Source organism: Agrobacterium sp. 10MFCol1.1 (assembly GCF_000381165.1).
Taxonomy (GTDB): Bacteria; Pseudomonadota; Alphaproteobacteria; order Rhizobiales; family Rhizobiaceae; genus Agrobacterium; species Agrobacterium tumefaciens.
On record NZ_KB906073.1, the window covers coordinates 55,453 to 80,575 of the forward strand.

20 protein-coding genes are annotated in these 25,123 nt (G+C 59.6%); 9 read left to right on the forward strand and 11 right to left on the reverse strand.

Features of this window, described 5'->3' with window-relative positions; all coding sequences use genetic code 11:
• Positions 1-12: 12 nt before the first annotated feature.
• Positions 13-747 (forward strand): FadR/GntR family transcriptional regulator, encoded by a 735-nt coding sequence (locus F617_RS0105005; protein ID WP_013761497.1) that lies wholly within the window; start codon positions 13-15, stop codon positions 745-747.
• 130 nt (positions 748-877) lie between these two features.
• Here the strand turns inward: F617_RS0105005 and F617_RS0105010 are convergent, their stop codons facing one another.
• Complete coding sequence (locus F617_RS0105010) at positions 878-2,095, reverse strand: MFS transporter (RefSeq protein WP_019564605.1); 1,218 nt, start codon at positions 2,093-2,095, stop codon at positions 878-880.
• A 182-nt stretch (positions 2,096-2,277) separates the two neighbouring features.
• Between F617_RS0105010 and F617_RS0105015 the strand changes: the two genes are divergently transcribed.
• Positions 2,278-3,216 (forward strand): AraC family transcriptional regulator, encoded by a 939-nt coding sequence (locus tag F617_RS0105015; RefSeq protein WP_013761499.1) that lies wholly within the window; start codon positions 2,278-2,280, stop codon positions 3,214-3,216.
• A 111-nt stretch (positions 3,217-3,327) separates the two neighbouring features.
• Here the strand turns inward: F617_RS0105015 and F617_RS0105020 are convergent, their stop codons facing one another.
• The 3 genes from F617_RS0105020 to F617_RS0105030 are packed head-to-tail and all read right to left on the reverse strand — an operon-like array spanning position 3,328 to position 8,796.
• Entirely contained in the window at positions 3,328-6,603 is a 3,276-nt protein-coding gene (locus F617_RS0105020) for an error-prone DNA polymerase (protein WP_019564606.1), read from the reverse strand.
• Positions 6,600-8,117, reverse strand: a complete 1,518-nt coding sequence (locus F617_RS0105025) for a DNA polymerase Y family protein (RefSeq protein WP_034501918.1) — start codon at positions 8,115-8,117, stop codon at positions 6,600-6,602. The genes F617_RS0105020 and F617_RS0105025 overlap by 4 nt, the downstream gene beginning before the upstream one ends.
• Positions 8,032-8,796 (reverse strand): ImuA family protein, encoded by a 765-nt coding sequence (locus F617_RS0105030; RefSeq protein WP_019564608.1) that lies wholly within the window; start codon positions 8,794-8,796, stop codon positions 8,032-8,034. The genes F617_RS0105025 and F617_RS0105030 overlap by 86 nt, the downstream gene beginning before the upstream one ends.
• A 228-nt stretch (positions 8,797-9,024) precedes the next feature.
• Between F617_RS0105030 and F617_RS0105040 the strand changes: the two genes are divergently transcribed.
• The 3 genes from F617_RS0105040 (at position 9,025) to F617_RS28800 (ending at position 11,018) form a co-directional block, all read left to right on the forward strand.
• Positions 9,025-9,378 carry a DUF1304 domain-containing protein gene (locus F617_RS0105040; protein ID WP_019564609.1) on the forward strand — a complete coding sequence of 118 codons (354 nt, stop codon included), beginning with the start codon at positions 9,025-9,027 and terminating at the stop codon, positions 9,376-9,378.
• A gap of 4 nt (positions 9,379-9,382) precedes the next feature.
• Positions 9,383-10,654, forward strand: coding sequence for a glycerate kinase (locus tag F617_RS0105045; protein ID WP_019564610.1), 1,272 nt, complete (start codon positions 9,383-9,385; stop codon positions 10,652-10,654).
• Between the two features lie 115 nt (positions 10,655-10,769).
• Positions 10,770-11,018: a hypothetical protein gene (locus F617_RS28800; protein WP_026330675.1), complete on the forward strand. Its 249-nt coding sequence runs from the start codon at positions 10,770-10,772 to the stop codon at positions 11,016-11,018.
• A gap of 117 nt (positions 11,019-11,135) precedes the next feature.
• On the opposite strand, the gene F617_RS0105055 is transcribed toward F617_RS28800, so the two are convergent.
• The 6 genes from F617_RS0105055 to F617_RS0105080 form a co-directional block, all read right to left on the reverse strand.
• Positions 11,136-12,323: a Gfo/Idh/MocA family protein gene (locus F617_RS0105055; protein WP_013761506.1), complete on the reverse strand. Its 1,188-nt coding sequence runs from the start codon at positions 12,321-12,323 to the stop codon at positions 11,136-11,138.
• Positions 12,324-12,394: 71 nt separating this feature from the next.
• Positions 12,395-13,447 (reverse strand): sugar phosphate isomerase/epimerase, encoded by a 1,053-nt coding sequence (locus tag F617_RS0105060; RefSeq protein WP_003510723.1) that lies wholly within the window; start codon positions 13,445-13,447, stop codon positions 12,395-12,397.
• Between the two features lie 146 nt (positions 13,448-13,593).
• Positions 13,594-14,667, reverse strand: a complete 1,074-nt coding sequence (locus F617_RS0105065) for an ABC transporter ATP-binding protein (protein ID WP_003510725.1) — start codon at positions 14,665-14,667, stop codon at positions 13,594-13,596.
• Between the two features lie 17 nt (positions 14,668-14,684).
• Positions 14,685-15,533: a carbohydrate ABC transporter permease gene (locus F617_RS0105070; RefSeq protein ID WP_003510727.1), complete on the reverse strand. Its 849-nt coding sequence runs from the start codon at positions 15,531-15,533 to the stop codon at positions 14,685-14,687.
• A complete protein-coding gene (locus tag F617_RS0105075; protein WP_003510729.1) occupies positions 15,526-16,464 on the reverse strand; it encodes a carbohydrate ABC transporter permease in 939 nt (312 codons plus the stop codon). Before F617_RS0105075 ends, F617_RS0105070 begins: the two co-directional genes overlap by 8 nt.
• Positions 16,465-16,533: 69 nt before the next feature.
• Positions 16,534-17,835: an ABC transporter substrate-binding protein gene (locus tag F617_RS0105080; RefSeq protein ID WP_019564612.1), complete on the reverse strand. Its 1,302-nt coding sequence runs from the start codon at positions 17,833-17,835 to the stop codon at positions 16,534-16,536.
• 196 nt (positions 17,836-18,031) lie between these two features.
• Here F617_RS0105080 and F617_RS0105085 point away from each other — a divergent pair, with 196 nt between their 5' ends.
• The 3 genes from F617_RS0105085 to F617_RS0105095 are packed head-to-tail and all read left to right on the forward strand — an operon-like array spanning position 18,032 to position 21,044.
• Positions 18,032-19,231 (forward strand): ROK family transcriptional regulator, encoded by a 1,200-nt coding sequence (locus F617_RS0105085; RefSeq protein WP_019564613.1) that lies wholly within the window; start codon positions 18,032-18,034, stop codon positions 19,229-19,231.
• Positions 19,232-19,284: 53 nt separating this feature from the next.
• Complete coding sequence (locus tag F617_RS0105090) at positions 19,285-20,385, forward strand: Gfo/Idh/MocA family protein (RefSeq protein ID WP_019564614.1); 1,101 nt, start codon at positions 19,285-19,287, stop codon at positions 20,383-20,385.
• A 17-nt stretch (positions 20,386-20,402) separates the two neighbouring features.
• Positions 20,403-21,044: a ThuA domain-containing protein gene (locus tag F617_RS0105095; RefSeq protein WP_003510737.1), complete on the forward strand. Its 642-nt coding sequence runs from the start codon at positions 20,403-20,405 to the stop codon at positions 21,042-21,044.
• Positions 21,045-21,090: 46 nt separating this feature from the next.
• Here F617_RS0105095 and F617_RS0105100 read toward each other — a convergent pair whose 3' ends face one another.
• Positions 21,091-22,449, reverse strand: coding sequence for an amidase (locus tag F617_RS0105100; protein ID WP_019564615.1), 1,359 nt, complete (start codon positions 22,447-22,449; stop codon positions 21,091-21,093).
• 346 nt (positions 22,450-22,795) lie between these two features.
• On the opposite strand from F617_RS0105100, the gene F617_RS0105105 reads away from it, so the two are divergent.
• Positions 22,796-25,114 (forward strand): EAL domain-containing protein, encoded by a 2,319-nt coding sequence (locus tag F617_RS0105105; RefSeq protein WP_013761514.1) that lies wholly within the window; start codon positions 22,796-22,798, stop codon positions 25,112-25,114.
• The last annotated feature ends 9 nt before the right edge of the window (positions 25,115-25,123 follow it).

The following is a 25,123-nucleotide window of genomic DNA, read 5'->3' on the forward strand; positions in this document are numbered from 1 at the left end:
ACGGAGGCTTTATTGGGGCTGCTCGAAACGACGATAAGCGGGCGAAAACGCCGGAACAGCCACGCGCATGTGGTCTCCGAACTCGGCAGCGCCATCGTCTCGGGCAGGATTGCGGAAGGATCCCTGCTGCCTAACGATGCCGAACTGTCTCTCCGTTTCGGGGTCTCGCGCACCGTGTTGCGCGAGACGATGAAGACGCTGGCGGCCAAGCGGCTGGTCGAACCCAAGGCAAAGGTCGGCACCCGCGTTCTCGACCGTTCGAGCTGGAACTTCTTTGACCCGGATGTGCTGGGCTGGCGCTGCGAGGCCGGAATAGACCAGGAATTCGTGACACATCTGGCGGAAATCCGCCTCGCGCTCGAACCGGCGGCAGCGGCAGCTGCCGCGCTTCAGGCATCGAATGACGATATCGTTTCCCTTTATGTGATTGCCGCCAAATTCGACAATCCGCAGCATACGCCGGAAACCATCGCCAAGGTCGACCTCGAATTCCACCTCGCCGTGGCGCACATGTCCGGCAATCCCTTCATGCGTTCGGCAAGCGGGCTGATCGAGGCCGCCCTTGCGATCTCATTCCAGCTTTCATCCCCGGCCTCGTCGCCCGGAACCATCGCCGAGATCGCCGCAAACCATCTGCGGATCGTGCACGCCATCGCCGCCCGTGATGCGGACGCCGCCGTGAAAGCCATGCGCCATGTAATCGAGGTCGGCAAGGACCGGACGCGAAAGGCAATCAAGACGCCTTGAAGGCGAAAAGCCTATCGACATCCCTTCTGTCACCCCGGGCCTGATGCCAGCATGACGGAGGCGGGGTTTGCTTTTCATCATAAAATTCGGGCCCGCACGGATGCGGGCCCTTTTTCTTCCGGCAACTATCTTACCCCTGCGACGCTTCAATCTGCGGCACCACGCCACGGCGCGATGCCATGAGCGATGCGCCGAGGAGTGCTGCAATGCTGACGAAAACGAAGACCATGGTCGCACCCTGAAGGTCGATCAGCAGTCCGCCCAGAACAGCGCCGCTGGAAATGGCTATCTGGAAGGTGGTGAGCAGCAACGCGCCCGCACTTTCGGCCTCGTCTGAGGCGACGCGGGTGATGAAGCTCTGTACGCTGACAGGAAGCGCACCGAAGGCGAAACCCCAGGAGGCAATGGCAAAGCCAGCGACAACGGGAGATGCACCGGCAATCACCAGCACGGAAGCGGATGCGGCAATCAGGGTGGCAGCAAACGTCACGGCCCATGCCGTGTTTTTCTCGGCGAGGAAGCCGCCGAAGAGATTACCGAAAAAACCGCCCACGCCGTAAGCCAGAAGAACGAGCGAGATCGCTTCGACGCCAAGCTGCGGCACGTCTTCGAGGAAGGGGCGAACATAGGTGAAGCCGGCGAAGTGACCCGCAACGATGAATAGCGTCGTCAGAAGGCCGATCCTGACCTGCGGGCGCTGCAATAGCCGGAACATGGTGGACAGGCCGGGCGCACCGGCCGGCGGCAGCGAGGGAACGGTGAGCAACTGCACGACAAGTGCGATGACACCCAGCACGCCGGCGACGACAAAGGCCGCACGCCAGCCAAGCGTCGCGCCGATCCACGCTCCGACAGGGGCTGCGCAAACGGTGGCAACCGAAACGCCGGTTAGGATGATGGCCATGGCGCGCGGCATCTTATCCAGCGGAACAAGCCTTAGCGCCAGCGCCGCCGACATGGCCCAAAAGCCGCCAAGGCCGATGCCGAGCAAAACGCGCGATGTAAACAGCATGAAAAGACCGTTGGCAAAAGCGGCCAATGTGCTGGAAATGATCAGCAACGTCGTGAGGCCAAGCAGGGTCCACCGGCGATCAATGCTGCGCGTGCCGATGACGACGCCAGGACCGGCAACCGCTGCGACCAGTGCCGTGACGGTGATGGATTGGCCGGCAATGCCGGAGCTGATGGAGAGATCGGTCGACAGTGGCGTCAGAAGGCTGACCGGCAGGAATTCCGCCGTTACCAGCCCGAAGACACCGAGCGAAAGCGAAACCACCGCCGCCCACTTCGCATCCGGCTCTTGTCTGTGTGGCGCATATTCAAGTTCGTTGATTGTTCGGTTATTCATGAAAATCTCCTGATGCGCATTCTGGGAACGAGCCCTGAAACGGAATGGCAAAACGATGAAGCCGGTGGGAGCCCGGTGCGTCGCCTCACAAATCGATGGTCGTAAGCTACGCGTGACAGCTCGGCGTTTCCATGCTAAAAAATCCGCATTCCTTAACCAAACGTCCGAATTTGTGAGTTGCCATGAATGATGCATTGACGGAAATGCTGCGTGGTCTGCGGCTTGACGGCGTGGAATATGGCCGCTGCCGCATGGCAACGCCCTGGGCGACGGCCTTTCCCGAGCAGGAGGCGGCGCGGTTTCATTTTATTGGCGTGGGCCAGGCAAAATTACGCAAACCTTCCGGAGAATGGCTGACGCTTACGTGCGGCGATGCAGTGCTTCTTCCCCGTGGCCACGCTCATGTGCTGGGCAGCGGCGAGGATGTAACGCCTGCCCTCTTCGACCGGTTCGGTAAGAAGGAAGTGTGTCAGGGCATTTTCGACATGGAATGTGCCGGTGCCGGCGGCGACACGGTAGCGTTTACCGCCTCGATGCGTTTCAACATGGATAATCTGCATCCGCTTTTGCAACTGATGCCGGATGTGATGCTGACCAGCGATCTCGCCAAAAGCGATCCGGCCATTCCGCATCTCCTGGAAGCCATGGCGCGCGAAGTGGAACTGAACCGTGTTGGTGCCGGTGGCATTCTGGCGCGGCTTGCCGATGTCTTGACGGCGACACTGATCCGCACATGGGTAGAATATGGTTGCGGCGATTCCAGCGGCTGGCTTGCCGCCGTGCGCAATCCCGAACTCGGACGGGTGCTTGCAGCGATCCACCTTACCCCCGAGAAAGACTGGAGCGTGGAAGAGCTTGCCTCCCTGATGGGTGCATCCCGCTCGAGTTTTGCAGAACGCTTCACCCGTGTGGTGGGTGAAAGCCCAGCCCGTTATGTCGTTCGCATACGCATGCATCAGGCGCGACTGTGGCTGCGCGAGGGTATGCGTGTCACGTTGGCGGCGGAAAAGCTCGGCTACGATTCCGAGGCATCCTTCAGCCGCGCCTTCAAACGCGTGATCGGCGCGCCGCCCAGCCAGTTCCGCAGGAAGGACACCTCTGGTCTGGAAGATGCGGCATAGAGCGCATCTTAGAGCACGTCCGGTTTAAACAGAATCTTTGGACGCGCTCTATCTCTTTGTTTTACGTATTTTCCGGACGTAAAACCGCTACGCATTTTTACTGGAAATGCTCTAATGGAAATTGCGGGAAATTACCTTTATCCGCTCCACCTCATCTCCATCCTGGGTCGCAGGCGGTGGACGTTTCCTGATGTTGCGATGATCGTCCGGCGGAATACCGTGGTGGAACTCGTCGCCGCGCCCATGCGGCAGAGGAAAGGGGTGGTTGCGCTCACCCACGCTTGCCAGCGCCTCTGACAGATCGGTCAGCCGGTGTGCGACCAGATGCACCACCTCGCCTTCCCGTTGGATCTTGCCGTAAATGCCGACCATACCGGCGGAAAGCACCACGCGCCGGTATTTTTCGAAGGTCTTGACCCACAGAACCGCATTGGCGATACCTGTCTCATCCTCCAGAGTCATGAAGATCACTCCCTTTGCCGAGCCTGGGCGCTGGCGCACCAGAACCAGCCCCGCCGTTTCCAGCCACGTGCCATCACGGACGCGCACCGCCTCCGCGCAGCTGACGATCCGCCGGCGGGAAAGATCGCGCCGCAGGAAGGACATGGGGTGTTCGCGCAGGGTCAGCCCCACATGGCCATAATCCTGCACCACCTCGCCGCCATCAGTCATCGGCCGCAGCGCGACGGAGGGTTCGGAAAGCTCATCCACCACAGCGTTTTCCCGACTGGCAGCGGCAGCAAAAAGCGGCAGCGGCTCATCCCGCAACGCCTTGATGGCCCACAGCGCCTCGCGTCTGGAAAGCGACAGCGACGGCAGAAAGGCATCGGCTTCGGCGAGACAGACTAGGGCAGCGGCGGGAACACCTGCCCTCCGCCAGAGATCGTCCACGGAAACGAAATCGCGATCCTGACGGCAGGCGACGATTTTTGCTGCATGATCGTTGGAAAGCCCCTTCACCATGCGCAGGCCAAGACGCACGGCGTAGCGCTCTTTACCATTCGCATTCTTCTTGCCCGTGGGCTCCAGCGTGCAATCAAACCGGCTGTTGTTGACGCAAACCGGGCGCACCTCCACGCCATGGTCACGCGCATCACGCACAATCTGCGCCGGGGCGTAAAACCCCATGGGTTGCGAATTGAGAAGCGCCGTACAGAAAATATCGGGATGATGGCATTTCAGCCATGAGGAGGCATAGGCGATCAGCGCGAAGGAGGCCGCATGGCTTTCTGGAAAACCATAACTGCCGAACCCTTCCAGCTGCTTGAAGATGCGTTCGGCGAATTCTTGCTCATAACCACGATCCACCATGCCATCGATCATATCCTGACGGAATTTGGAGATGGTGCCGACATTCTTGAAGGTCGCCATGGCGCGACGCAACTGATCCGCCTTACCGGGTGAAAAACCGGCGCATTCGATGGCGACGCGCATCGCCTGCTCCTGAAACAGCGGTACACCCAGCGTTTTGCCCAGCACGCCTCTCAGCTCCTCTTTGGGATAATGTTCTTCTTCTTTTTTGTCACGGCGACGAAGATAGGGGTGCACCATATCGCCCTGAATGGGACCGGGACGAACGATGGCGACCTGAATGACGAGATCGTAAAATATCTTTGGCTTCAACCGCGGCAGCATGGACATCTGCGCCCGGCTTTCAATCTGGAAGGTACCCAGCGTGTCGGCTTTCTGGATCATGGCATAGGTGGGGTTATCATCCTGTGGGACAGTGGCGAGATCGTATTTAACGCCCGTGCGCTCCTCCAGCATGTTGAAACCGCGTCTCATGCAGGAGAGCATGCCGAGCGCCAGGCAATCCATCTTCATGAATTTGACGATATCTATGTCATCTTTGTCCCATTCGATGATCTGCCGGTCGTCCATGGCGGCGGGTTCGATCGGCACCAACTCGTCCAGCCGGTCATGGGTCAGAACGAAGCCGCCCGGATGCTGGCTGTGATGGCGCGGTGTGCCGACAAGCTGGTTGGCCAGCTCGAAGGCGAGCTTCAGGCGGCGGTCCTCCATATTGAGGTTCAGTTCCTGCACCTGTTTTTCGCCCACCCCTTCGCTCCAGCGCCAGACCTGCGAGGACAGAAGTTTGGTCAAATCTTCCGGCAGGCCCAGAACCTTGCCGACATCGCGCAGCGCCCCGCGCCCGCGATAACGGGTGACGACCGAGCACAGCGCGGCCTTGTCGCGACCATAAGTGTTATAAACCCACTGGATGACCTCCTCGCGCCTTTGATGCTCAAAATCCACGTCGATATCAGGCGGCTCGCGCCGTTCTTCCGAAACGAAACGTTCGAACAGGAGATCAACCTTGAGAGGATCGATGGCGGTGATGCCGAGCACATAACATACCACCGAATTGGCGGCTGAGCCGCGCCCCTGACAGAGAATATTTTCCCCCCGCGCAAATTGGACGATGGCATTTACTGTCAGAAAATAGGGTGCATATTCCAGCCTGCCGATAAGCCCCAACTCATGATGCAGTGCCTTTTCGACCTTCTCCGGCAGACCATCCGGATAACGCCCCGGCGCCGCTTCCCAGACGAGCTTTTCCAACGCCTGTTGCGCCGTCAGCCCCGGCAGGCTGCGCTCTTCAGGATATTGATAGACCAGCTCCTTCAACGAAAAGGTGCAACGCTTCGCGATTTCGAGGCTGCGGGCCAGTGCTTCCGGGTAGCGGGCAAACAGCCGGTGCATTTCCTGAGGCGGCTTCATATAGCGGTCGGCATGCCGCTCGCGCCGGAAACCCGCCTCGTCAATGGTGCAATTGTGCCGGATGCAGGTAACGACATCCTGCAGCATGCGCCGCTCGGGCACATGAAACAGCACGTCATTGGTAACAACAGTCGGCACATCAGCGGCTGCAGCCATATTCGACAATTCGAAAAGCCGCATCTGGTCGTTGGGTCGTCTTCGCAGGCTCAGCGCCATATAGGCCCGGTCAGCAAAAGCGGCTTTCAACCGGCGCAGGCGAAGCGCGCAGAGATCGTCAGCCAGATCGGCGAGCAGCACCACGATAAGGCCTTCGCCATAAGCTACGAGATCGTCCCATGTGAGCCGACATTTACCCTTGCCACCCCTCTTCTTGCCGACGGAAAGCAGCCGGCAAAGCCGCCCGTAAGCCGGGCGATCCATGGGATAGACAAGCACGGAAAGATCGTCATCCAGATCGAGCCGGCAGCCGATGACGAGCCGGATGCCATGATTATCGGCCGCTTCATAAGCGCGGGGAATGGCCGCAAGGCTATTGCGATCGACGATGCCGAGTGCCTCGATACCGAGATTTTTTGCCTGTTCGAACAGTTCATCACAGGAACTTGCACCGCGCAGGAAGGAGAAATGCGTTGTCACCTGAAGCTCGGCATAGCGCGGCGTGCTCATGCGAAGACCCCATGGATGAACCAGCCCTGCGAGCCCGTCTCGGTATGTTCGCCATCACCGGAGCGGAAAATCCAGAAACGCTCGCCGCTTTCGTTTTCGACAGTGAAATAATCGCGCACGGCGGCCTTTTCGCGGTCGCGTTTCCACCATTCGCCAAACACCCGTTCCGGCCCATCAGCGCGCCGCACATTATGGCGCACGCCTTTCCAGATGAAATAACGCGGCGGATGATCCGGAAGCAGCGCCAGAGTTTCGATGGGTTCCGGCCTTGCAAAAAGCCTGACCGGGCGCGGCCAGTGGCAAGGCCAGCCGAGCGTATCCTCAGGTGCCAACGCCGCAACGCTGGCAAGAGAACGTTCCGGCACGTCGCTTGCCACCGCCGCATAACGATAGACCCTGTGGCCGCGATTGAGGATGACATCGACCGTATCGGCGATTTCCGCACGCCCTTCCTCCAGAAGCGAGGACCGGGCCTGCGCGGCGACAAGCGGCTCGGCATGGGTGGCGGTCAGCACCATCAACTCGATGCCGAAGCCGGGATCGATGGTATCGATACGGTCGGTCAGAAGCCGGACAAGCTGTTTGACATCACGCACCGGTCTGGAGGTGCCGGCCCGCACGGCCTGCAAGCCGCTATCCACCCGGTGCAGCACCAGATCGACGCGACGTGCGCCAAGGCCGCGCTTTTCCAGCGAGACGCAAAGCTCAGCAACCAGCTTTTGCACATAGCGGGCAATTGTCTCCGCCGCCGCGATCGGCTCGGGAAAGGCGCGGCGCACCTCCACCAGTTCGGCAATGCGCACCGGCTCGATAGGTTCGCCAGTCTCGCCGAAAGCCTGGGTGAGCCGCCTGACCACTTCAGGGCCGAAACGCAGGGTCAGCGGCGCCCGTGGAGCCTCGGCAAGTTCGCCTATGGTGCGAAAACCGAGCACCTTCAATCCGGAAACGATACGCTCCTCCAGCCTGAGCGCCGCCAGCGGCAGCCCGCTGATCGCCGCCCGCTGCCCGCCCGGCGATACGATGCTGATCTCCTTACGGCCAAACCGGGCAAGCGCATGGGCCGCCCCCCAGCTATCGGCAATGGCAGCGCGGGCGGCGAAGCCTGCGGTATGCAGGCGGTTCACCATGCCGCTCAACATCAGCGTCTCATTGCCGTGCAGATGGTCCGCACCTGCCGTATCCAGCACCAGCCCATCAGGCGGATCTGCGGCGACGATCGGGGCATAGATACGCAGGAAATGAAAAGCGAGTTGTTGCAGGGCGCGGGCATCCGCCGCCGCATCCAGATCCTCGACAACGAGACCCGGCACCAAAGCCTGCGCCTTGCTGACAGGTGTACCGGGCCTGATGCCCGCCGCCTTTGCTGCCTTGTCCAGCGCCAGCACCAGGCGGCGGCTGCCCTGACGGCCGATCATGACCAGCGGCTTTTCAACCGGCGGCGCGTTCTGCCCCGAAAGACGCCGGTAGCGATCCGTCGACCATGTCGGCAGGTAAAGCGAGACGACCCTTTGCATCACAGGCTTCCACTTCAAATGCAGCGCTTTCGCCGCCGCGACATCGCAAAAGTTCCAGAAACCAGCGTGGCCTGCCCACCCCCGGCACCGGCAGGGGCGAAGATGGCCGGACAGAGACACGCCAGCGGGTGACAGCGGCCGTCGGCTCGCCAAACAACGCCGCATCGGCCGGGCGCCGGAAGCGGCGGATGGCGATGCCGGTGACACCAGAGGTTTCCGCCGCCAGTTGCAACCGCCGCGAGGCATTCATCGGCAACTTCGCAAGCTCGCCCATCACGGCGCCAAAACCGTTGCAGCGCAAGCCTTCCTCGAAACAGTCGAGCACGCCTTTCTCATCGCGGCATTCGACGATGATGACCCGGTTCTGCGACAGGCCCGCTTGCGTCAATCCCGGCATGAACAGATCCCTGCGGGTGACACACCATAAGACCTTGCCGGACAGCCTTGCTGCCACACCGGCCGCAAAAAGCGCCGCTGCTGCACCATCGGCGGCGCCATTGCCGCCGCCGCTCACCTCATGCAGGCAACCGAGCTTCAGCCCGCCTCTAGGCAAATGGTGATCGATGGCATCCACGCCAAAAGGCAAGGCCTCGTGCAGGCGGTGAGGACCGCCACCGATCCTTTCCAGCCTTTCACGCAGCTCTTCGACAACGAGCAACTGTTCCGCGCGCTTTTGCATGGCATGACAGGTTTCAATTCCGGTTTTTCAGTTTTATTGTTCCTGTTTTGTTCTTATTTCAGCAAAGAGTCAAGCAATGCTGTGTGGCTCTTCAACAGGTTTGCGCGGGAAGAGAGGGATTATGGCCTTGCGGCCATGTGTACCACCGTTAAAACGGATTATCCGGTCGCCTCTCCCTTTTTGCGGATAATTGACGCGCCGGACATCAGGGTTTGGAGGAAACCGCCGATGATCGCCAGCATTCTGATTGCCGTGGTTGCGGCCATCCATGTTTACATCACCATTCTGGAAATGCTGCTGTGGGAAAAGCCGGCCGGCCGCAAGGCCTTCGCCCTTTCTGCGGATTTTGCGCGACAGACGAAGGTGCTTGCCGCCAATCAGGGGCTTTACAATGGTTTTCTGGCAGCCGGATTGATCTATGGGCTCACGCAGGGCGATGAAGGACTGAGTTTCAAGGTCTTCTTCCTCACCTGTGTCCTGATAGCCGGCATTTTCGGCGCCATTACCGCCAATATGAAAATCCTGTTCATTCAGGCTTTGCCGGCATTGTTTGCGCTCGGCTTCCTCTGGATCGGAGTATGAACCTATGACCGCATGGAACGACCTCCGCGCAAAAGACGCCCTCAACCGCATATTTATGGCGGCAGTGGCGAGTGCAGATCCCGCAAAGGTGCTGCAACATCATCTTCCTTCCCCGCCCAAGGGCAGGTGCGTGGTGGTCGGCGCGGGCAAGGCCTCGGCTGCCATGGCCGCAGCGCTTGATAAGGCCTGGGCGGATGTGAACCTCTCCGGTATCGTCGTAACTCGTTACGGTCATGCCGTTCCGGCCGGGCGCATCGAAATCATCGAGGCCTCCCATCCCGTGCCCGACGACATGAGTGCGGAAGCGGCAAGACGCATTCTTGCCGCCGTTGAAGGGCTGACCGCAGACGACATGGTGATCGCGCTAATTTCCGGCGGCGGTTCGGCATTGATGGTCGCACCTGCACAAGGCATGGCGCTTGCGGACAAGATGGCCGTCAACCGCGCACTTCTTGCCAGCGGCGCGACGATTTCCGAGATGAATGCCGTGCGCAAGCACCTCTCCCGCATCAAAGGCGGGCGACTTGCGCTGGCCGCCAAACCGGCCAGAGTGGTTTCGCTGTTGATTTCAGACGTACCGGGCGACGATCCCTCCGAAATCGCTTCCGGCCCCACGGTTGCCGATCCGAGCGATATCAACAATGTGCGGGAAATCGTCTCCCGTTATGCGCTCGATCTTCCCGAGAATGTGCGCAAAGTGCTGGAAAAAGGGGAGGAAACGCCGAAGGCAGGCGATATAGAAGAGGACATCAGGCTGATCGCGACACCCTCGCTCGCCCTACAGGCGGCGGCGGACGAGGCGGTGAAGCTTGGCCTTACGCCGCTCATCCTCGGGGATTCGCTGGAGGGCGAGTCAAAGGATGTCGGCGCGATGATGGCGGGTATCGCCCTCTCCGCCAGCCGCAAGGGCCTGCCAGTCAAAGGCCCGGCCGTGGTGCTTTCCGGCGGAGAAACCACGGTGACGATCGGCAAAGGGCTGGCCGGCAAGGGTGGGCGCAACACGGAATTTCTGCTGAGCCTTGCGCTGACGCTGAAGGGTGCAGGCGGTATCTGGGCCATCGCCGGCGATAGCGACGGCATAGACGGCGTTGAGGATGCGGCAGGCGCACTGGTGACGCCGGATACGCTTGCGCGTATGCGCAAGGCAGGTGCCGATCCGCGCCAGTCGCTGGTGGGACACGACAGCTACACCGCCTTCAAGGCGGTTGGCGACCTTGTCGTGACCGGTCCGACGCTGACGAATGTAAATGATATCAGGGCGATTTTGATCGGGTGAAAGCGGGAGAGCTCAAGCCTGTTATGGCCGTGCGGTGCGCATCGTTGAGGGTGGCTGTTTTGACTATACCGTCGGACAGGTATAATCTGGTGGCCTGTCTTTTGGAGCCTCAGCCATGCGTTTTGGAGTGCTCGTAATTGGTCTAGCCGTGGCCCTGATCCCCACCTTGGCGGATGCCCACAATTGCAAATGCCGAAATCGCGGTGTTATGTTCGAACTCGGCCAGACATCCTGCCTGAGGGTCGATGGCGGCTCCTATCTCGCGCGCTGCGAAATGAAACTCAACGTCTCATCCTGGACGAGAATACAGGACGGTTGCCCCGTGACTGAACGAATGCAGCAGCAGATGAGACGCGTAAATTGATCACCTCTTCAGGTGGGTCATGAGGGGAAAGCGGGCAGAGAAGCCGAGAGCTTGCCCCCTCATCCGACCCTTCTCCCCCCGCAGGGAGAAGAAATACGCCGCGACGCCATGTCGATCTTACAGCTTCACCCAGCCGCCATTCTTCTTCCCGGATTCGATGCAGGCGGTGACAAAAGCGACGCCTTTGACACCGTCATCGACGGTCGGATAGGTGACCGCCTTGTCTAGCTCCGAACCGGTGCGGCGGGCTTCGATGGCGTGGGCCGCTTCGGTATAGATGGTCGCGAAGGCTTCGAGATATCCTTCCGGATGGCCCGAGGGAATGCGCGTGACGCGTGCGGCGGCGGCACCGGCGCCAGCACCGCCGCGGGTGATGAGCTGTTTCGGCTCGCCAAGCTTCGTGAACCAGAGATAGTTCGGATCAGCCTGCGTCCACTCGATGCCTGCCTTGTCGCCGTAAACGCGGACCTTCAGCCCGTTTTCATGCCCGACAGCAACCTGGCTGCACCAAAGCAGGCCCTTGGCTGGTTGCTTGCCGTCCTTTGGCTTGAAGCGCAGCATCACATGCGCATTGTCGTCCAGACGGCGACCTTCCACGAAGGTATGTACATCCGCTGCCAGTTCATCGGCTTCCAGACCGGAAATGAAGCAGCCGAGATTATAGGCATGGGTGCCGATATCCCCTGTGGAGCCGCCGACACCGGATTGCGCCGGATCGGTGCGCCAGACGGCCTGTTTCGCACCGGTCTGCTCCAACGGCTCAGCCAGCCAATCCTGCGGATATTCCATCTGCACCAGACGGATGTTCCCGAGCGCACCGGTTTCCACCAGTTCACGCGCATGCCGCACCATAGGATAACCGGTGTAGTTATGGGTGAGGATGAACAGCGCGTCCGCCTTGTCCGCCACGTCCTTCAGCTTTTTGGCATCCTCCAGATTGGAGGTCAGCGGCTTGTCGCAGATGACATGGATGCCGCGTTCCAGAAACGCCTTTGCCGCAGGATAATGTACGTGGTTGGGCGTGACGATCGCTACCGCCTCGATACCATCCTCGCGAAGCGCTTCCTTCTCGGCCATTTCTTCGAATGACCCATAGCAACGCTCTGGAGCAAGCCCGAGTTCGCGGCCGGAGGCGAGGGATTTTTCCGGTGTCGAGGACAAGGCCCCGGCCACGAGATCGAAGCGGTTGTCGAGCCGCGCGGCCATGCGGTGAACGCCGCCGATAAATGCACCCGAACCGCCACCCACCATGCCCAGGCGAATCCGCGTGTTCGCCTTGTCGGTTGTCTTTCCTTCAATAGCCATAATGTCTCCTCGGCATATTCTAAGCGCATTCCCACACGGAAAACGGCTTCACACTTTTCCTGGAAATGCTTTTAAAGCCCAAGCATGCGCCGGTTGGCCGCATCATCGGTGCCAGCAGATGCGAAATCATCAAAGGCTTTTTCCGTGACGCGGATGATATGGTGCTTGACGAACTCGGCCCCTTCCCGGGCACCGTCTTCAGGATGTTTCAGCGCGCATTCCCATTCAACCACTGCCCATCCGTCGAAATCATTGGCAGCCATTTTCGAGAATACCGCACCGAAATCCACCTGCCCGTCACCCAGCGAGCGGAAGCGGCCCGCACGGTTGACCCAACCCTGATAACCGCCATACACGCCCTGGCGGCCGGTCGGATTGAACTCAGCGTCCTTGACATGGAACATCTTGATGCGGTCTTTGTAGATGTCGATATTGTCAAGATAATCAAGGCATTGCAGCACGTAATGCGACGGGTCGTAGAGCATGTTGGCGCGCTTGTGGTTCTTCACACGCTCCAGGAACATCTCGAAAGTCACGCCATCATGCAGATCTTCGCCGGGATGGATTTCGTAGCAGACATCCACGCCCTGCTCATCGGCGTAATCAAGGATCGGCGTCCAGCGTCTTGCCAGCTCGTCAAAGGCGGTTTCCACCAGACCGGCCGGGCGCTGCGGCCACGGATAGATGAAGGGCCAGGCAAGAGCACCCGAAAAGGTCGCATGTGCGTTGATGCCGAGATTTCTCGAAGCCTTCAGGGCAAGCTTCACCTGTTCCACCGCCCATTGCTGGCGAGCCTTCGGATTGCCGCGCACTTCAGGTGCTGCAAAACCATCGAAGGCCTCGTCATAGGCGGGGTGAACGGCAACCAGCTGGCCCTGCAAATGGGTGGAAAGCTCGGTTACCTCGACGCCGTTCTGGCGGGCGACACCCGCAAATTCATCGCAATAATCCTTGGATTCCGCAGCCTTTTTCAGATCGATCAACTGCCCGGCCCAGGTGGGAACCTGCACGCCGGCATAACCCTTTTCTGCCGCCCATTTGGTAATGCCGTCCCATGTATTGAAAGGCGCAGCATCACCGGCAAACTGACCGAGAAAAAGACCCGGTCCCTTGATCGTTTTCATAAAAATCTCCTCCTGTATCGATACAGTTCAGCGGTAAAACCGCTTTGGCTCCCAATTTGCCAAGCTAACCGCTCATAATTTTCAGACAAGCCCCAAATGCCGGGGATCGAGAGAATTTCGTTATTCCACTAAAAAACGAAACACGTCTAAAGCGCCAGACCGCTTGCCCTGTCGAACACATGCACACGCTCGTGATGCACGGTGGCGGCAAAGGGGGTGTTGACCTTGACCAGTTGCTCGCCATCCACCACCGCCGTAACCTGATCGCCCGCCAGTTCGAAGACCACATGCGTCTGCGCGCCTGTCGGCTCGACCAACACCGTCCTGCCGGACAGCGAAATATCGCCGCCGACGGTCGAACCGATATGTTCCGGTCTCAACCCAATCGTCACCGACTGGCCGCGCTTGACATTTCTTGAGGCGGCAATGCGGATCGCCGTCCCGTCCTTCAGCCGGGCGGCAGGTTGATCGCCCTCGCCGTCGACCACGCCTTCGATGAGGTTCATGGCCGGCGAGCCGATGAAGGCTGCAACGAAGAGATTGGCAGGTGTCTTATAAAGTTCGAGCGGCGTGCCCTGCTGCTCGATACGGCCGTGATTGAGCACCACCACCCGGTCGGCCAGCGTCATTGCCTCGATCTGGTCATGGGTGACGTAGATGGAGGTCGTACCTACTTTCTGATGCAGAGCCTTGATTTCGCTACGCATCTGCACGCGCAGCTTGGCATCCAGATTGGACAGCGGCTCATCGAACAGGAAGACGGCCGGGTTGCGCACCACGGCGCGGCCCATGGCGACGCGCTGGCGCTGGCCACCAGAAAGCTGCGAGGGCTTGCGGTCCAGAAGCTTGCCGAGATCGAGCATGCGGGCGGCTTCCGCAACGCGCTCATCGATGACGTTTTTCGGCTGCCCGGCAAGCTTCAGGTTGAAGCCCATGTTTTCGGCGACCGTCATATGCGGATAAAGCGCATAGGACTGGAATACCATGGCGATATTGCGCTCGCGCGGCGTCATGGAATTGACGACGGTGCCGCCAATGAGGATATCCCCATCGGTGATTTCCTCCAGCCCGGCGATCATGCGCAGCAGGGTAGATTTGCCGCAGCCCGAAGGCCCGACCAGCGCAATGAATTCGCCATCGGTTATATCGAGCGAGATGCCGTGAATGACATCGAGCGAGGCATAGGACTTGCGGATATCCCTAAGTTCGACGGAAGCCATGTTTTGCTCCTTTCAAGTCACGATTTGACGGCACCGGCCGTCAGGCCCGCGATGATGTGTTTCTGTGCGAGGAAGAAGACGATGACGGTCGGCAGGATCGTCAGCGTGATGAAGGCGAGCACGAGCTGCCATTCCGTGCCGAATTCGCCGCGATAGACCATGATGCCGAGTGGCCAGGGATATTTCGATTCCGAGTTCAGCATAATCAGCGGCAGAATGTAGCTGTTCCAGCTGCCGACGAAGGAAACGATCCCAACCGTCGCCACGATGGGTCGTGAGAGCGGCATCGAAATGTGCCAGAAGAAGCGCAGATAGCCGCAACCATCCACGAAAGCGGCCTGAAACAATTCTTCCGGCAGATTGCGGAAGTAATTGCGAAACAGAAGGATGCTCATGCCGAGCCCGAAAGCCACCTGCGGCAGAACCACGCCCCAATAGGTATCGAGCAGACCGAGATCGCGGATGCGAATGAACAGCGGCAGGATGGCGGTCGCCGCCGGGAACATCAGTCCCAGCAGGAAGTAATTCAGCAGGAAAGACGAGCCAAAGAACTTCACATGCGCAAAGGTGAAGGCGGCCATGGCCGAGACGGTCAGCGTCAAAAAGACCGTCAACAGCGCAATCACCAGCGAATTGAATATCTGCAGCCAGTAGCGCTTGCCAAAGAGGATATCGCCGTAATTGGCCCATTGCCACTCGGCTGGCAAGCCGAACGGATTGACGCGCAGATCCCCCAGCGTCTTGAAGCCGCCAAGCGCCGTCGTCAGAAGCGGGATGAGCACGATGGCCGCGATCAGACTCAGCGATATATAAAGATAGAGCTTTGTTTGCAGCGGCATGCGGACGGAAGTGGATGGTTCAGTCATGGCGCATGAAAATCCTTTTGTAACCGAAGGCGAGCGTCACGCAGATAACGAAGAGAACGACACCCACCGCGCTGCCAAGCCCCACCTGCATGCGCATGACGCCGTAGGTGTAGAGAAAGGTGACCATGGTTTGCGTGGAGTTGGACGGACCGCCGCCGGTGAGCGGCATGATCATGTCGAACAGCTGTAGCGAGCCGATCACCGCGAAAAAGACGGACAGGCGCACCGTTGAGCCGAGCATCGGCAAGGTGACGTATCGAAACTTCTGCCAGCCGGAGGCGCCGTCGATTTCGGCAGCTTCCAGCACGTTCTTGTCGACGGATTGTAGGCCGGCGATAAAAAGCATCATGTGGAAACCGAAATACTTCCAGACGATGACGCCAAGCACGGCGTAGATCGCCACATCCTTGTCGGCCAGCACGTAAGGATTGGCGAAGCCGAAGAAATTGGAGATGGCAGCGAAAAGGCCGTAATCGCCATCATATACGAAGCGCCAGATCAGGCCGGCCGCGACATCCGCAAGGACATAGGGCAGGAAGAAAACCAGCCGAAAGGCAACGACGCCCGGAAGGCGGTGCGCCAGCATCATGGCAAGCCAGATCGCCAGCGGGATCTGGATCAGCACGGAAATCAGGATGATGAGGCCGTTATTGAGCAGAGCCTGCGAAAAGGCGGCATTGCCGAACAGGACCTGGAAATTCTTCAAGCCCACAAAATCGGTCGGCGTGCCGTAACCGTTCCAGCGGTAAAGGCTGTACCATGCCGCCTCGCCCATGGGCAGGATGACGAACAGGGTAAAGAGCAGCAATGCGGGCGGAAGGAAGACCAGCAGGGTCAGCGCACGGTCATGCGCGACCGAGCTTTGCTTGCGCTTCGTCTTCGACGCGCCGCGCGCCGGTATGGACGCAGAAGTCATGGAAATATCCGTCATCTCTATCCGCTTTCATTCAGGCAGATACTGCGGCGCCGCGTCCCGCGCGGCGCCGTCATGGAACCGAAATCAGCGAAGCTCGAAAGCATCCTGAATTTGCTTGGCACCCTCTTCGGCGCTCATCTGGCCGGAAACGATTTCGACGGAGACATCGTTGACCACGCGGCCAACGGCAGCGCCCAGTGTCTGGTCGAAGAAGTTCTGGTGCCAGGTAGAGCTTGCAAGCTGCTTGGCCGAATCTGCCAGCAGCGGGTTCTTGACCGCTCCATCCGCACCCGTCGCAACCGGCAGGATCATGCCCGCAGCCGCCATCTTTTCTTCACTTTCCTTGCTGGTCAGGAAGGCCGCGAAATCGATCGCTTCCTTGGAAGCGTTTTTCGTGACTGCCCAACCATTCAGACCGCCCAGCGTGTCAGTGACTTTGCCAGCACCACCTTCGACGGCGGGAAAGGCGAAGCGACCGATATTGTCTGCCGCAAGGCCTTTGCCGTCACCGGCATTCTTGCGCTGGTTGGCTTCAGTATTGTCAAAGCCGAGGATCATCGCGGCCTTGCCATCACCGAAAACGCCGAGCGCCTGGGGCCAGGTGGAGCCGAGATAGCCGGGCTGGAAGGGTTCGAGCTTGCCGAACTCGGCCAGTTGCTCGCCCGCCTTGATGATGGAGGGATCCATGAAGCCTTCACCCTCGCCCTTGCGGGCGGCGTCGAACACGGTCTGCCCGCCATTGCGCATGACGAGATAGCTCCAGTAGAAATGAATCGGCCATTTTTCACCGCCACCACCGGCAATCGGAACGATGCCCGCTGCCTTGATTTTCTTGACGGTGGCGCCGAGATCGTCCCAGGTCTTGATGTCTTCCGCCTTTACGCCCGCCTTGGCAAACAGCTCCTTGTTATAAAAGAAACTGACGAGGCTGACGCGGTAAGGTACGGCCCAGACCTTGCCGTCAAACGACAGACCATCGATTGCGGCCGCGCTATAGGCTTGGCGCAGCTTGCCACCATCGGCGTCGAAAACTTCCGTCAGGTCCTTCAGCGCACCGGTTTTGGACTGTTCTTCAAGAACACCGCCACCCCAGCTATAAAAGAAATCGGGAACGTCGTTGGACTGCAGCAGGGTAGGCAATTTTGCCTTGAACGCCTCGTTTTCCAGAAACTGCAGTTGCACGTCCACGTCAGGATGTTTGGCCTCATATTCCTTGGCAATCTCCTCCCAGACGGCCACGGATTTCGGGTCCAGCTCCACATGCATCCATTTAACGACCGTTGCGGCCGAGGCGCTTGCGGCGCCGAGCATGAGAGCAATGCTTGTCGTTGTGGCAAAGCCTATCAGCCTGCCGCTCAGGCTTGCGCCTGCGTGCCTAATCGTCATGATCGTGATCCTCCCTCGGGGATTTCCTCATTTATTCCCCAATGCGGATTAATTCACCTTAGCACTCGCTCATTGTCAAGGCGCCATGCCGATTTTTTGAGCGAATGGCTTGACACACCCCTCCCTCACACCGTTATTTAATCCGCAATCCGACATAAATTGGTTTTCGAACCGGCATTGATCGCAGCAGGACCCCATGAAGACCGCAGACCCAGAACTGATGCGCGCGATCAACCGGCTAAGCGTGCTGGACAGCATCCGCCGCCACGGACCGATCTCCCGGGTGGAAATCAGCGAAAGAACGCAGCTTTCCACCACCACCGTATCGGCGATCACCGCATCGCTGCTCGATGACGGGCTTATCCTTACCCGCCATATCGGCGATATCCGCACGGAGGGCGCACGCGGCAGGCCGCGGGTGATGCTGGAGCTGAACCCGGATGCGGCCCGCGTGGTGGGCGCCAAGATTGCGGCAAGCCGCATGGTCTTCGTCGTCACCGATTTTTGCGGCAACGTGCTGTCCACCCTCGCGCTGCCGATCCGTGTAGACCGCCAACCGATCGGCGTCATTGCCGATCTGGTGGAAGACGGGGTGCGGCGTTGCGTGGTCGATGCCGGACTGTCACTGGAAGATGTGGACATGGTCTGCCTTGGCCTGCCAGGCGTCATCGAACATCGCACCGGCAGGATCCGCAGCAGCCCTATCCTGCGGGAAGTAAACGTCGATTTTGCCGAGGAAATGACCTCACGGCTGAATTCCCCCACCATCATCGAAAGCGACGCCCACGCCATCACGCTTGCCCATCACTGGTTCGGCCATGCGCGCGATCTGGAGGACATGGTGCTGATCTCGCTCGAGCAGACACTCGGGCTTGGCGTGATGCATCAGAACCAGCTGTTTCGTGGTGCAGGCGGCCTCAGCCACAATCTCGGCGACCTCGTGATTGGCCTTGCCAGTGAAGGAACCGTGCGGCTGGCGAGCCAGGCGGGCGAGAACGCCATTCTCGGTTCCCGCCCGGTGGTCGGGCGTTTTGCAGAAGCTATCCGGCTTGGTCGCGGCATGCAGCATGCCCATGCACTGATTGCGGCGGAAGACAACGATCTTATTGCGGCAGCCTTGCGCGCCGGTGCAGCACTTGGCCTGACGCTTGCCAATATCGTCACGCTGTTTGCGCCGCCACGGGTCATTATCACCGGCTCCAGTCTCGAGCTCGGCGAACCCTTCATTACCAGCATCCGCGACAGTTACAACGCCGCCGTGCCGCCATCGCTGGCAGGCGTCGCAGAGCTGGTTTTCGACGTCGCAAGCGACGAACTGTGGGCGCAAGGGGCGGCAGCCGTCGCACTTTACGAGCTTTACGAATCGCCATGGAACACCACAGGGCCGGCGCTCTAGCCGGCAAGGTTGAGAGTGGGCTTAGGCATTTCTGATTTACGGGAGGAAATCACATGAACAAGGTCGGTATCGGCATCATCGGCTGCGGCAACATCTCCAGCGCCTATCTCAAGGCGATGGCGTCGTTTCCCATTCTCGACATTCGCGGACTGGCGGATGTGAACGAGGAGGCAGCAAAAGCGCGGGCAGACGAGTTCGGCCTTCAGGCAAGAAGTATCGATGAACTTCTGTCTGACCCCTCCGTGGAAATCATCGTCAACCTGACGATTCCCAAGGCGCATGTGGAGGTGGGCCTGCGCGCACTTGAGGCGGGAAAACATGCCTATTCGGAAAAGCCGCTCGGCATCAATTTCGTGGAGGGTAAACGGCTTGCGGACGCGGCAAAGGCAAAGGGCCTGCGCATCGGTTCGGCACCGGACACTTTCCTCGGCGGCGGGCACCAGACCGCGCGCCGCCTGATAGACGAAGGTGTGCTCGGCCAGCCGGTTGGCGGAACGGCTACCTTCATGTGCCCCGGCCATGAGCGCTGGCATCCCAACCCCGCCTTTTATTACGAAGTCGGCGGCGGGCCGATGCTGGATATGGGACCCTATTACATCACCGATCTCGTCAACCTGTTCGGCCCGGTCGCCAAGGTGGCAGGTTTCGCCATCGCGCCGCGCAACGAACGTCTCATCACCAGCGAACCTAAGAATGGCGAGAAAATCCCAGTCCATGTCGCCACCCATGTTTCCGGCGTGCTGGCATTCAAGAACGGCGCGGTGGTGCAGGTGGGCATGAGCTTCGATGTGGCGGGCCACAAACATGTACCGCTGGAAATCTACGGAACGGAAGGCACATTGATCGTGCCCGACCCCAATCATTTCGGCGGTGAGGTGCAATTGCTGAAAAAGGGCGGCCAGTTCGAGCCGCAGGCACTGTCTTCGCCCTATGCTGACGGCAACTACCGCTCGATCGGCGTGGCCGACATGGCCCATGCGATCCGCGAAAACCGCCCGCACCGCGCCAATGGCGATCTTGCCTTGCACGTGCTGGAGGTCATGGAGGCCTTCCAGACGGCATCGGACAGCGGCACCACCGTTTCCATCACCACCGAGGTGGAGCGCCCTGCTCCCCTTGAAACTTCGCTGGTCGACGGCCAGCTCGGCAAATAATCCCGAGGAGGAAATAAATGCGCGAAGCACTCATCGTCTGGGGCGGCTGGAGCGGCCACGAGCCGCAGGAATGCGCCACCATCGTCAAAGACATTCTGGAAGAGGATGGTTTCAAGGTATATGTCGAACACAGCACGGAGGCGTTCGCCGATCCGTCCGTGCATGATCTGAGCCTTGTCGTGCCGATCGTGACAATGTCGAAGATCGAGAAGGAAGAGATCAAGAACCTCACCGCCGCCGTCGAAAACGGCGTCGGCATTGCCGGCTTTCATGGCGGCGCGGGCGACAGTTTCCGCGACTGCGTCGAATACCAGTTCATGATCGGCGGCCAGTGGGTCGCCCATCCCGGCAATATCATCGACTACCACGTCAACATCACCCGCCCCGACGACCCGCTGATGGAGGGAATTTCCGATTTCCCCTACACATCGGAGCAATACTACATGCATGTCGATCCCTCCAACGAGGTGCTGGCGACGACAAAATTCACCGGCGACCACGCCTGGTGGATCGACGGTGTAGTGATGCCGGTGGTCTGGAAACGCAAATACGGCAAGGGCCGCGTCTTCTATTCGGCGCTTGGCCATCAGGCCAAGGAGTTTTCCGTGCCGCAGATGAAGACCATGTTCCGCCGCGGCGCCAACTGGGCGGCACGTTAAAGCGTGCATTGAGAGGCGGCCAAACAAGGCCGCCTTTTCCCTATCATCAACCCCGGATAATTTCTTCCGCAGCCATCGCCACACCCAGAACGTGGTCATCCGTGCCGTGCAGGCCTGATAGCAGCAGGCCAACGGGCATGCCCGCCTCGCCCGTGCCGCAGGGAATGGAAACGCCGCAGAGATCGAAGAAGTTGCCGATCTGGGTGTTGCGCAGGGTCTTGGCATTCATGGCAAAGAAGGTCTCATCATTCTCCACAAGCGGTGCGACCTTGGCCGCGACATGAGGCAATGTCGGCGATATCAGCAGCTCATTCTTGCCAATCATGCCCGAAAAAGCCGCCGTCATGCGTTCGCGCGCCTCGATGATGGCGATGTAATCCGGCAGGGAGATATTCGCGCCCAGTCTTGCTCGCGCAACCACGCGCGGGTCCATGCGAGCCGCATCAGCACCTTCCAGCCGCGCCTTGTGCAGGGCGAAGGCTTCCGCCGTTACCAGCGCACCCTTTTCCTTGATAAGATCGAGTAATTGCGAAAAGACCGGGAATGCCTGCCGCCGTACAGAAGCGCCGGCCCGGGAAAGCCGTTCCACTGCCTGCTCAAAAGCGACCGCGACGCCCTCCTCGATGCCATCGAAAAACACTGTTTCCGGCACGACGAGCGACAAGCCGGACAGAGGCGTGCGCGCCGCATCAACAGCCGCCTTGCCGCGCATGGCGGCATCTACCCACACGGCGTCCTGCACAGTGCGAGTGAGCGGGCCGAGCGAATCGAGACTTTTAGCCAGCGGATAGACGCCGCGCATCGAGTAACGGCCGCGGCTCGCCTTGTACCCCACCACACCGTTGAAGGCGGCGGGAATGCGCACCGATCCGCCGGTATCCGTACCGATTGCCACCGGCACCAGGCCGGCCGCAACCGCGACACCCGCGCCGGAAGAAGAGCCGCCTGGCAGCCGGTGGCCATCCGTGGAAGCGGGATTGCGCGGCGTTCCGTAATGCGGGTTGATGCCAAGGCCGGAAAACGCGAACTCGCTCATATTGGTACGGCCGACGCAGACCATCCCGGCCTCCATCAGCGCGCTCACAACATCCGCGTCACGGGACGCAGGCGCATCATTCGAAAGCACCGTCGATCCAGCCGTGGTCACAGTGCCTTCGAGATCGAAAAGGTCCTTCCAGGCGACCGGAATGCCGTCGAGCACGCCGCAGGATCGACCCTCGCGAATGCGTTTCAAGGCGCCTTCCGCCTCAGCCATGGCCCGCTCCGCCGTCAAGCCGACAAAGATCGCCCGGTCTTCCGATTTCCCGATTGCATCAAGCGTCTCTTCCGCCAAGGCGCGCGGATCAAGATGGCCGCTCTGGATGAGAATGGAAAGCTGCGCGATGTTTTTGCCCTTGTGAGCCATGATATGTTCCCTGAAACCGGCATGTTACGCACAACATGCCGTTTATCGGCAGCTTGGCAAGGTCAATCGCGGTACCCTTGCAACCATAAAGCCCGGTTGATGAGCGCGAAAAGAGGCCCCAATGCATCGTCGTATTCGGCGTCGATGTCCCATCGCAAGCCATCGAATATTTCAACCTGAGGTGCATATTTTCGGCGCCTTATATAAGCGGCGACTATAAAAAGACGGATTAATTCTTAATCGCATCTAAACTTTGTTGAATTATTTAGCAGACACCATTGAAATACATGCCCTATAAAAATTCCATAAAACAATCATAACGCGACATCGCGGGGGAATATCGCGAATGGAAGAGACTGCCTATCGGGGGATAGATAGACAGACTGAAACCGGTGACACGCTTCGCTCAACGACGCAGCCGGTACCAGGCCGCTTTTCGCGGCGGCGTTCGCTCGCCAGCAAGATAACCCTGATATTTCTCGGCGGCGTGATCTTTTCCTACAGCATTGGGGCGCTCGTCGGCTGGTACATGTTCGTTGCCGCAGCTAGCGAGCAATGGCTCAACCAGGCCCGCGTCAATTCACAGATTGCCAGCGCCACCCTGCGCAGCATCTATACCTATGTCAGCGTCACCGCCGACACGGACGGACAGGTGAACGGCATCTTGACCGACAAGCCGATTGGCGACGACGCATCCATTCTCGTTACCGGCTTCAACCCCAGCGACGTTCTCGCCCTCATCGGTGCGCAGACCAAGAATGCCGTCTGGCTTTTCCGCTACGATGAGGCCGATTCCGGATTCCGTCAAATCGCGGCGGCCTTCGACAACGCCACCGACGACGCCGAAAAACCGATTGCCACCGATCCCATCTTCTCCAGAGATGCGGTCGCCGCGCGTTTTGCCACCGGCTTTGCGACGATTGGCGATTCCAGCCATTATATCGGCCTGTTGCCGATCATCAGCACGGAAACGAAAAAACCGATTGGCGCGGTCGCCGTCAGCATCGGCGGTTCGGACGCACTTTATGGCGCGCAGCGCAAGCTCATCTACAATTCGCTCGTCGCCCTGATCGTTGTTCTGACCGTCACCGGCGTTCTCGTGACGCTGATTGCCAGGCATTTTCTGAAACCCGTTCCGGCGCTGGTGCAGGCGACACTCAGGATCGCCCGTGAGGAAACCGATGTCGTCACACCGTTTCAGGATCGACGGGACGAGATCGGCGATATGGCCACCGCCATCGAAACCCTGCGGGAGGCCGTTCTGGAACGTGGACGGCTCAGGCAGATACGTGACATGGCGCAGCAACTGGAACATATGGCCCATCATGATGCGCTGACGGGGCTTCCCAACCGCGTGCTCTTGATGAAGACGCTGGAGAACCGTCTCGAACATCTTTCCACGTCAGGCCAGCCGTTCAACGTCATGCTGCTCGATCTCGACCGCTTCAAGGCCGTCAACGATACGTTGGGACACGCGGCAGGCGACGCCCTGCTGGTGGCCGTGGCCTCGCGGATTTCCTCCGTGCTCGGTGAAAACGACATGGTGAGCAGGCTCGGCGGCGACGAATTTGCGATCATACAAGCGGTGACCGATAATTGTCGCGAGGATGCGGGCGCGCTGGCAAAGCGCGTGGTCCATGCGGTCTCGCGCAGCTTCAGCCTCGAAGGTAGCCATATAAGCGTCGATACCAGCATCGGCATCGCCTGCGCGCCCGATCACGGCAACTCCGCCACCCAGCTTCTGCAACATGCGGACCTTGGTCTCTACCGGGCGAAATCCATGGGATGCGGCTTTTTTGTCTTTTACGAGCCTGGCATGGACATGGCGGCGCAGCACAAGCACGCGCTCGAAATAGACATGAAATCCGCGCTCGAAAACCACGAATTCGAGCTGTATTACCAGCCCGTGGTCAATCTGGAGAGCGGCCGCATTGTCGCCTACGAGGCCCTTGCCAGATGGCGGCACAGCAAGCTTGGCATCATCACGCCGGATCGCTTCATAACGCTTGCCGAAGAAAACAATTTCATCAAACCTCTGGGCGAATGGGTTTTGGCGCAGGCCTGCATGGACGCCATGACCTGGCCCAGGGATATCCGACTTGCCGTCAATCTTTCCGCCGTGCAGCTTTGCAATGACGATATTGTCCCGATCGTTGACGGCGCGCTGAAAGCCTCCGGCTTCCCGGCCGAGCGGCTCGAGCTTGAAGTGACGGAAACGGCAATGCTGGAGCGCGACAACAGCGCCAGGGCTTTAAAGCTGCTGAAGGAAATGGGCGTCCGCCTCGTGCTTGATGATTTCGGCACCGGTTATGCCGGGTTGAGCACGCTGACGCATGTTGCCTTCGACAAGATCAAGATCGACCGCGAATTCGTTTCCGGCCTGCCGGAAAATCCAATGTGCTCGGCCATCGTCAACACCATCATCGACATGGCAGAACAGATCGGCCTGAAAGTCACCGCCGAGGGCGTGGAAGACAAGAAACAGGTCGAGGCCCTCAAGCTTTCCGGATGTGACGAGGCACAGGGCTATTATTTTGCCGAGCCGGCGCCGCTTGCCCGGATACTCAAGAACCGTGCCGTCATCGCCCAAACCGGAAACGACGAATATAGCGACGTCGGGCGACCGATGCAGGAAACCTATTACCCGCCACAAAAAGCGATTTGAGAACGCGGC